Source organism: Parabacteroides caeci (assembly GCF_023656795.1).
Classification (GTDB): domain Bacteria; phylum Bacteroidota; class Bacteroidia; order Bacteroidales; family Tannerellaceae; genus Parabacteroides; species Parabacteroides segnis.
In genome coordinates, this window is record NZ_JAMOKT010000029.1 from 73,692 (window position 1) to 81,161 (window position 7,470).

Below are 7,470 nucleotides of genomic sequence, written 5' to 3' on the forward strand. Positions count from 1 at the left end.
TGGCTAAAGATACAAACTGTATCGGAATAATTGCATATATTTGCCCAAATCTAAGGTGTGTACGATAACATAACAATTATAATCCCATGAGAAAACTATTATCTATTGTAGTATTGCTGGCTTTTCTTGCTTTGCCGGCATTTGCACAACTTGCTTTGTTCCCCACACCGGCGAAAGTTTCGGGAGGCAAAGGATCGTTTACAATCGGCACGGCTTCCCCGATCAGCGGGAATGGCGGATATGCCGATGAATTGGCTAAAAAACTACAGTCTGAACTGAAAGGACTGGGTTTATCAGGAACACCTTCCAAAGGCACGGTTCGACTGGTATTGGATGAAAAACTGAAAATGCCGGATGAGGCTTATTCATTAACAGTCAGTCAGGAATCCGTTTTACTGGAAGCATCTTCGGAATCCGGCCTGTTCTATGCGAAAGAGGCCCTGAAACAACTGGCCCGTTTTGGAAAAGGAACAGTGAGAGCTTGTAAGATCACTGACCAGCCCCGTTATGGCTGGAGAGGTTTTATGCTGGATGAAAGCCGTCATTTCTTCGGTAAGGAGAAGGTGAAACAATATCTGGATATTATGGCTTCCCTCCGTATGAATATTTTCCACTGGCATTTGACCGACGAACCGGGCTGGCGTATCGAGATCAAGAAATATCCGAAGCTGACCTCTGTCGGTGCTATCGGTAACTGGCATGATCCGGAAGCACCGGCTAAATTTTATACCCAGGAAGAGATAAAGGAAATCGTAGCTTATGCTGCAGAACGTCATATTATGGTAGTGCCGGAATTCGATATGCCCGGACATGCTACCGCTGTCAGCCGTTCTTATCCGGAACTGTCCGGTGGCGGCGAAGGCAAATGGGACGGTTTTACTTTCCATCCTTGCAAGGAGACGACTTATCAGTTTATCAGCGATGTTCTCGATGAAATCGTTTCTTTATTCCCTTCCCCTTATATTCATATCGGTGGGGATGAGGTTCATTACGGTAACCAGAGCTGGTTTACCGATCCCGAAATCCAGCAGTTCATCAAAGATAAAGGATTGCAGAATGAAACCGGACTGGAACACTATTTCGTGAAACGCGCAGCCGATATCGTTGCCTCTAAAGGTAAAACCATGATCGGTTGGGACGAAATCATCGATGCCGGCGTTTCTCCCGATAAAGCAATTGTAATGTGGTGGCGTCATGACCGCAAACATCAGTTGGTAAAAGCTCTCGAGAATGGTTACAATGTGATAATGACACCGCGCCGTCCGTTTTATGCAGACTTTGTCCAGTATGGCGAACATAAGGTGGGCCGTCTGTGGAACGGCTATAATGCGATTGAAGATGTGTACCGTTTCCCGGAACCTATTATTCACCTGACGAAAGATTATGAAGACCAGGTGATGGGCTTACAGTTCTCATTGTGGACAGAACGTGTGGCAGATGAGAAACGTCTGGATTTTATGACCTTCCCCCGCCTTGTCGCTGTTGCCGAAGATGGCTGGACACCTGCCAAGGCAAAAGAATGCAGTCTCTTTATGAAGAAGCTGCCTGTTTTCCTGCAATATTTGGATTCATTAGGCATCTATTACTTCAACCCGTTTGATCCGGCTTCGACTCCTGAGCCGAATGCTCCGGAAAAAGAAGATGTGTTGCAGAATGGTTGATCTAAAATAGAAAGAGGGGGCGTAATCGTTATAGATTTCGCTCCCTCTTTTTGCTATCTATAATATAGATTAGTATCTTTTCTTACGGGCATTGCGGTCTGACGTTTCACGTCTCCACGGCTTTTCGCCGTTACGTCTGTCGGTTGTGCTGCCGCTGAATCCGCCTTCGCGTTTGCCTTTATAGCCACCGCCACCTTTATAACCGCCTCTGGAACCACTGCCACCGCGTGAGTTTCCTCCACGGCTGAATCCTCCGCCCCGGCTGCTTCTGCCTTCGCCTTTGCCCTGTGCAGGCTCAACGGAGATACGGCGTCCTTCGATCTCGAAACCGTTCATGCTGTCCATTACGCGCTGTGCTTCGCCTTCCTCTACTTCAAAGAATGAGAAGTTGTCGCGCAGGTCGATCTTACCGATACGAACCTTACCCGGAACACATTTGTTGACCAGTTCGATCAGTTGGTTCGGGAATAATCCGTCAGCTTTACCGAAGTTCAGGAAGAAGCGTGAGAAACCTTCTTCTGCATTGTGCGAACGGCGTTCGCCACGTTCTCCGTAATCGCCACGTTCACTGCGGGCCGAGCGCTCGTCTACGTCTTGTATCTCGTCAGCATCTTTATAATAGTCGATCATACGGTTGAATTCCAGCGAAACAACACGTTTGATGATGTCTTCCTTATCCAGCCATTCCAGTTTACGATAGATCTGCGGCATCAGTGTTGCGATCTCTTCTTCGTCTACCTTCACTTTTTCGATCTGGTCAACGAGGTTGAAAAGCTGCTTTTCACAGATGTCGTGTCCGGTCGGCATTTCACCTTTCTCGAATTTCTTCTTGATGATATTCTCGATCAGGCGTATCTTGCCTTTTTCCTTTACGTGGCAGATGGAAATAGAAATACCAGTCTTGCCGGCACGACCTGTACGGCCACGGCGGTGAGTATAAGATTCTACTTCATCAGGTAAACCGTAGTTAATTACGTGAGTCAGGTCATCCACGTCCAGTCCGCGAGCTGCCACATCGGTAGCTACCAGTAACTGAATGTTTTTAACACGGAACTTCTGCATCACATAGTCGCGCTGTGCCTGGCTCAGTTCGCCATGCAGCGAATCGGCATTGTAACCGTCCTGTATCAGTTTGTCGGCAATTTCCTGTGTTTCCTTACGGGTACGGCAAAAAACGATACCGTAGATGTTCGGATAGAAGTCTGCGATACGTTTCAGTGCAAGATATTTATCTCTTGCCTGTACCATATAATAGATATCCTTGATGTTCTTGTTACCTTCGTTTTTGTTCCCGATAACGATTTCTTTCGGGTTCTTCATGTACTTCTTCATGATGCTGGCAATACCCTGCGGCATTGTAGCGGAGAAAAGTAACATGTTACGTGCGGGGGGAACCTCAGCCAGAATCGCATTGATGCTGTCGGTGAATCCCATGTTCAGCATTTCGTCCGCTTCGTCCATAATAACGTTCCGGATCGTACCCAGATCGACTGTCTTACGGTTCATCAGGTCGAGCAGGCGTCCCGGTGTCGCTACAACTACATGTACGCCACGTTTCAATGTCTTGATCTGACTTTCAATGCTGGAACCTCCGTATACCGGCAGCACCTTCAGGTTGTCGATATATTTGGAGTAATCATTCAGGTCGTCGGCAATTTGCAGACAAAGTTCCCTGGTGGGACAAAGTATGAGTGCTTGAGGCTGATATCTTGTCACATCGATCTTCTGCAGGATGGGCAGACCGAAAGCGGCTGTTTTTCCTGTTCCTGTTTGTGCCAATGCAATTACGTCGTTGTCTTCTCCCAGCAAGAAAGGAATCACTTCTTCCTGTACCGGCATGGGCGATTCGTAACCCATTTCCTGGATTGCCTTCAATATGGGGGCGGCAACTCCTAATTCTTCAAATGTTTTCAAAATGTGATATATGTGTATATAATAAATTCAGAGGGTACAAAGGTAGATAAATAATTCGGATTCACATTAATATAGTAAAATATCTTTTAATGCATCCCGCTTCTTATCTGTCAGATGTAATCCTTTTGACAGATATTTGTCTACCGAGCCGTAATCTTTCCGGATCCGTTTCAGGACCAGGTCGATCAACCCTTCGTTGACAGTGACCAAAGTGGTGATCGTTTCCTGTGCATTTGTGCTCAGATCACGTGCCATATAGGCCAGATGTCCGATATTGATGTTCTCGTTGGAAGCCATATAATCTTTTATGATCGTTTCTTCCGGTATTCCGAGAGCAAACAGCAGCATGGCGGTCAGGTAACCCGTACGGTCTTTTCCCATTGAGCAGTTAATCAGGATCGGATAATTATCCTTGTCCAGAAAAACATCGAGCGCCTTGGCATATTGTTCGCTGTAATCAGTAACGTACTGCAAATAAGTGTCCTGCATGAACAGGATTCCGTCTCCTTTACGCATCCGGTCTTCCTGTATGCGGGCAACTACGTGATCCATATTCTTTATGGGAATAGGGATGTGTACGATGTTTGCATTGGAATAACGTAGCGGACTGGCTGCTACTTCATCATTCCCGCGCAGGTCTATAACTGTTTTGATATGCAGATTGTTCAGACGGATCGAATCCCATTCGCTCAGGGAGCTGAGTTGTCCGGACCGGAATACCTGTCCCCAGCGGGTCGTTTTATGGTTGTGGGCAGTCCCGTAGCCACCGATTTCCCGTAGATTCTGGAGGCTGTCCATCGATACGGAGCGGGCACCGATCGTCTTGAAATATTTATCGTTGAAAGACAACAGGAAATATTTGCGCGACATATTATCGTTGGTGATATAAGTCGTGACACCGTCTTTTATGTTGGCATATCCTGAGGGAAGAGATCTGTTGAACGATTCGGGATCGTCGGAAACATACATCTTGAGTATACCTTCCATTTGCGGTTCGGTTTCCCATTTCAGAATATAATTCCCTATATCATCGCGCAGGCAGAGCGTCCGTATTTCCGGACTGTTAGAGGAACAACCCGTTATCAACGTAACACAAGCAAACAGAGAAAAAATCTTTACTAACATCGTCTTTCTAGCATACATACATTACAAAGATAATAATTCCTGCCCTTTGTCGTACCGGAGTTAATGATATTTAAGACTACTGGCGGTATGAGGTTGCAAATTCTTTAGAAATGTAATTATCATAGCTTTGGCATACTTCAGACGCAAGGTCCATGCCGCAACGGATAATCTTTTCCCAGGTTTCTTTGCTCATAGTCGGAAGATCATGATATCCGATATTATATTTCAATAATCCGTAAATGATGCCGGCATTGAAATTATCTCCGGCACCGATGGTACTGACCGGATTGATCATGTCCGTATCGAAATGTTCGGACAATTTGCCTGTGTACAGATTCACCCCGTTTGCTCCGTGTGTGGAGATGAACCGTTCACAGTAAAATTTGATATGGTCGGTATAGACCCGTTCTACCTCTGTCTTTCCGAAAATATTGAAGAAGTCTTCGTCCGAACCACGTACGATATCTGCATATTCCAGATTTTCGAGGATGGTGGGAGTGAGGTATATCGCTTCATGTGCATGCGCTTTCCGGAAGTTCGGATCATAATAAATGATCGCTTTCCGTTCTTTCGCATATTCCAGAAATTCAACCATCCGTTCTCTCAGAGCCGGATTCAGGGAATAATAGGAACCGAAAATAAAGATATCGTCCTCATTGATGACCGGTAGCGGTACTTCCAGCCGTTGTTTGGGATAATCCTTATAAAAAGTGTAATTGGCATTGTTTTCATTGTCGAGGAAAGCCAGCGATATCGGACTCTTCCCGTCCGGGAAACGGTCTACAAATTCTGTCGAGATATGATTCTCTTCCATGAATCTACGGATGATCTCACCTACATGGTCGTTGCCGACTTCGCTGATGAAAGAAACCGGGACTCCCAGACGCCCCAACGACACCAATCCGTTGAAGACTGATCCGCCTGGCACGGCTGTGTGTGGCTGGTCGTTCTTAAAGATAATGTCGAGAATCGTCTCTCCGATGCCAATAACTTTTCTCATATAATGGGCTTGTTTATAGTCTATTCGTTCTTGCTCTGTTCGCGGCTTTTCGATCCGAGGTAACCGCCGTGATGCCGTTTGGCATAATCTTTATTATTGAAATTGATCCTTTTCATCGTACCTACCACCAAAATATCCCCGATAACGGTCATCACCGTCGTTGAAGTGGTCGGAGTGAGTCCCAGCGGACACACTTCTTTCGGAGCTCCCGTAAGCAGGCATACGTCGGCATCTTTTGCCAGCGAACTTTCCGAATTGCTGGTGATAACGATAAATTTCATGTCGGGCACCAGGCCGCGTGTCAGTTCTACCAGTTCCAGCAATTCGCGTGTCTTTCCGGAATTGGAGATCAGTAACATGATATCATTGTCACGCACGATACCCAGGTCGCCATGTTGTGCTTCGCTGGGATGCAGGAAAAAGGCCGGCGTACCGGTCGAACTGAAGGTGGTAGCAATGTTCATGGCAATCTGGCCGGCTTTTCCCATTCCGCTGGTAATCAGTTTTCCTCCCAGTTCGTGAACATATTTGACAATAAGAGTTACTGCTTCTTCATAGCCGGAGGTTACCGGGATATTCAGTACTGCTTCAGCCTCCTGTTGCAGGATGCAGGCGATTGCTTCGTGTGACATAGATACTTTATTAATTATACAATTATCCTAACAGTGTGCAAAAATACGATTAAAAAAATCAATTCATTCCCCGGGCTTTATAAATTTTTGCCTTAGCATCATTGATGCGCTGGAATTTTTCGTTGGCTGCTTTGTGGATATCTTCTCCTAAGGCGGCCACTTTGTCCGGATGGTGTTTCAGGGCAAGCCGGCGATAGGCGGCACGTACTTCTTCGTTGGTTGCTTCCGGTGTTATTTCAAGAACCTTGTAAGCCTCTTCCAGCGTATTTGTTTCCAGATTAAGCATCGACTCGACCTCTCTGTCCGATAATCCCATGGATAAGGTTACTTCTTTGAGAGCTTCTATCTCTGCCGCGCATACATGTCCGTCGCTTTTTGCGATCTGAGCCAGAAAAGCCAGGAGTTGCAGGCGTTCTTCGTAACTCAGGTTGTATGCGATCTGTGTTCCGCATTCCCGAATGGTATTTTTGAAAGCCATCGGATTTTCACGGTCCATGCGTTTCTGCTGTTCGAAAAGGTTCAGTAAAATCTGTTCCCCCTGGGATACGGCCATTTCTCCGAAATTTCTTCTGAGGAACTGGCGCACAAACTCCATTTCACTGTGCATGATCCGCCCGTCGGCTTTGATGATGTACGATGCCATCACGAGCATGGAGAAAAGGAAGCTGTTCCGCTGGCCCGTGTATCTGTCTTCCGGGGAGGGTTCACTTTCATAACTCCTTCCGCCGTATGCCTGTCCCGCCTGATTGATTCCTTCATCAAACAAAGAGCCGAATACGATTCCGGCCAGAGCGCCCAAAGGCCCTAAAGCCATAAATCCGATAATGCCGCCGATCCATTTTCCTATTCCCATACGATTTTTGTATACTTTTCCGGCAAAGATATGAATTATTTTATTGGGATGATATATGATATGTATAAGGAGGATGAGAAACCGTTTCTTTGTTCCTGAACAAATATAAAATAGATCCCGATGTTTTTGGATTTACTATACGTACTAAACAGAATTACTACGTGTCCTGTCCTGAAATAAGTTGACCTTCTTGAAAATAAAAAAGTTTCAAAAAGGACCAAAAAGGTCCGTGCTGTTATAAGTTTACAAATTTAGCACTAAAAGAGTTTCCGTAAACTCTTTTAG

6 protein-coding genes are annotated in these 7,470 nt (G+C 46.0%); 1 reads left to right on the forward strand and 5 read right to left on the reverse strand.

The window, feature by feature from the left end; translation table 11 throughout:
- Positions 1 to 86: 86 nt before the first annotated feature.
- Complete coding sequence (locus NBH15_RS15360) at positions 87 to 1,661, forward strand: beta-N-acetylhexosaminidase (protein ID WP_009860602.1); 1,575 nt, start codon at positions 87 to 89, stop codon at positions 1,659 to 1,661.
- 69 nt (positions 1,662 to 1,730) lie between these two features.
- On the opposite strand, the gene NBH15_RS15365 is transcribed toward NBH15_RS15360, so the two are convergent.
- From NBH15_RS15365 to NBH15_RS15385, 5 genes are all read right to left on the reverse strand, one after another.
- Positions 1,731 to 3,518 carry a DEAD/DEAH box helicase gene (locus NBH15_RS15365; protein ID WP_128134131.1) on the reverse strand — a complete coding sequence of 596 codons (1,788 nt, stop codon included), beginning with the start codon at positions 3,516 to 3,518 and terminating at the stop codon, positions 1,731 to 1,733.
- 123 nt (positions 3,519 to 3,641) lie between these two features.
- Complete coding sequence (locus tag NBH15_RS15370; RefSeq protein WP_128134124.1) at positions 3,642 to 4,700, reverse strand: tyrosine-protein phosphatase; 1,059 nt, start codon at positions 4,698 to 4,700, stop codon at positions 3,642 to 3,644.
- A gap of 76 nt (positions 4,701 to 4,776) precedes the next feature.
- Positions 4,777 to 5,700: a carbohydrate kinase family protein gene (locus NBH15_RS15375; RefSeq protein WP_128134125.1), complete on the reverse strand. Its 924-nt coding sequence runs from the start codon at positions 5,698 to 5,700 to the stop codon at positions 4,777 to 4,779.
- Positions 5,701 to 5,720: 20 nt separating this feature from the next.
- Positions 5,721 to 6,332 (reverse strand): SIS domain-containing protein, encoded by a 612-nt coding sequence (locus NBH15_RS15380; protein WP_009860606.1) that lies wholly within the window; start codon positions 6,330 to 6,332, stop codon positions 5,721 to 5,723.
- A 58-nt stretch (positions 6,333 to 6,390) separates the two neighbouring features.
- On the reverse strand, positions 6,391 to 7,185 hold the full coding sequence (locus tag NBH15_RS15385) for a DnaJ domain-containing protein (protein WP_128134126.1): 795 nt from the start codon (positions 7,183 to 7,185) through the stop codon (positions 6,391 to 6,393).
- Between the last annotated feature and the right edge of the window lie 285 nt (positions 7,186 to 7,470).

Excerpts from the sequence above, each read along its gene's own strand:
- NBH15_RS15380 (WP_009860606.1), bottom strand. The coding sequence starts at position 6,332 with ATGTCACACGAAGCAATCGCCTGCATCCTGCAACAGGAGGCTGAAGCA.
- NBH15_RS15360 (WP_009860602.1), top strand. The coding sequence starts at position 87 with ATGAGAAAACTATTATCTATTGTAGTATTGCTGGCTTTTCTTGCTTTG.
- NBH15_RS15365 (WP_128134131.1), bottom strand. The coding sequence starts at position 3,518 with ATGGGTTACGAATCGCCCATGCCGGTACAGGAAGAAGTGATTCCTTTC.
- NBH15_RS15385 (WP_128134126.1), bottom strand. The coding sequence starts at position 7,185 with ATGGGAATAGGAAAATGGATCGGCGGCATTATCGGATTTATGGCTTTA.
- NBH15_RS15375 (WP_128134125.1), bottom strand. The coding sequence starts at position 5,700 with ATGAGAAAAGTTATTGGCATCGGAGAGACGATTCTCGACATTATCTTT.
- NBH15_RS15370 (WP_128134124.1), bottom strand. The coding sequence starts at position 4,700 with ATGTTAGTAAAGATTTTTTCTCTGTTTGCTTGTGTTACGTTGATAACG.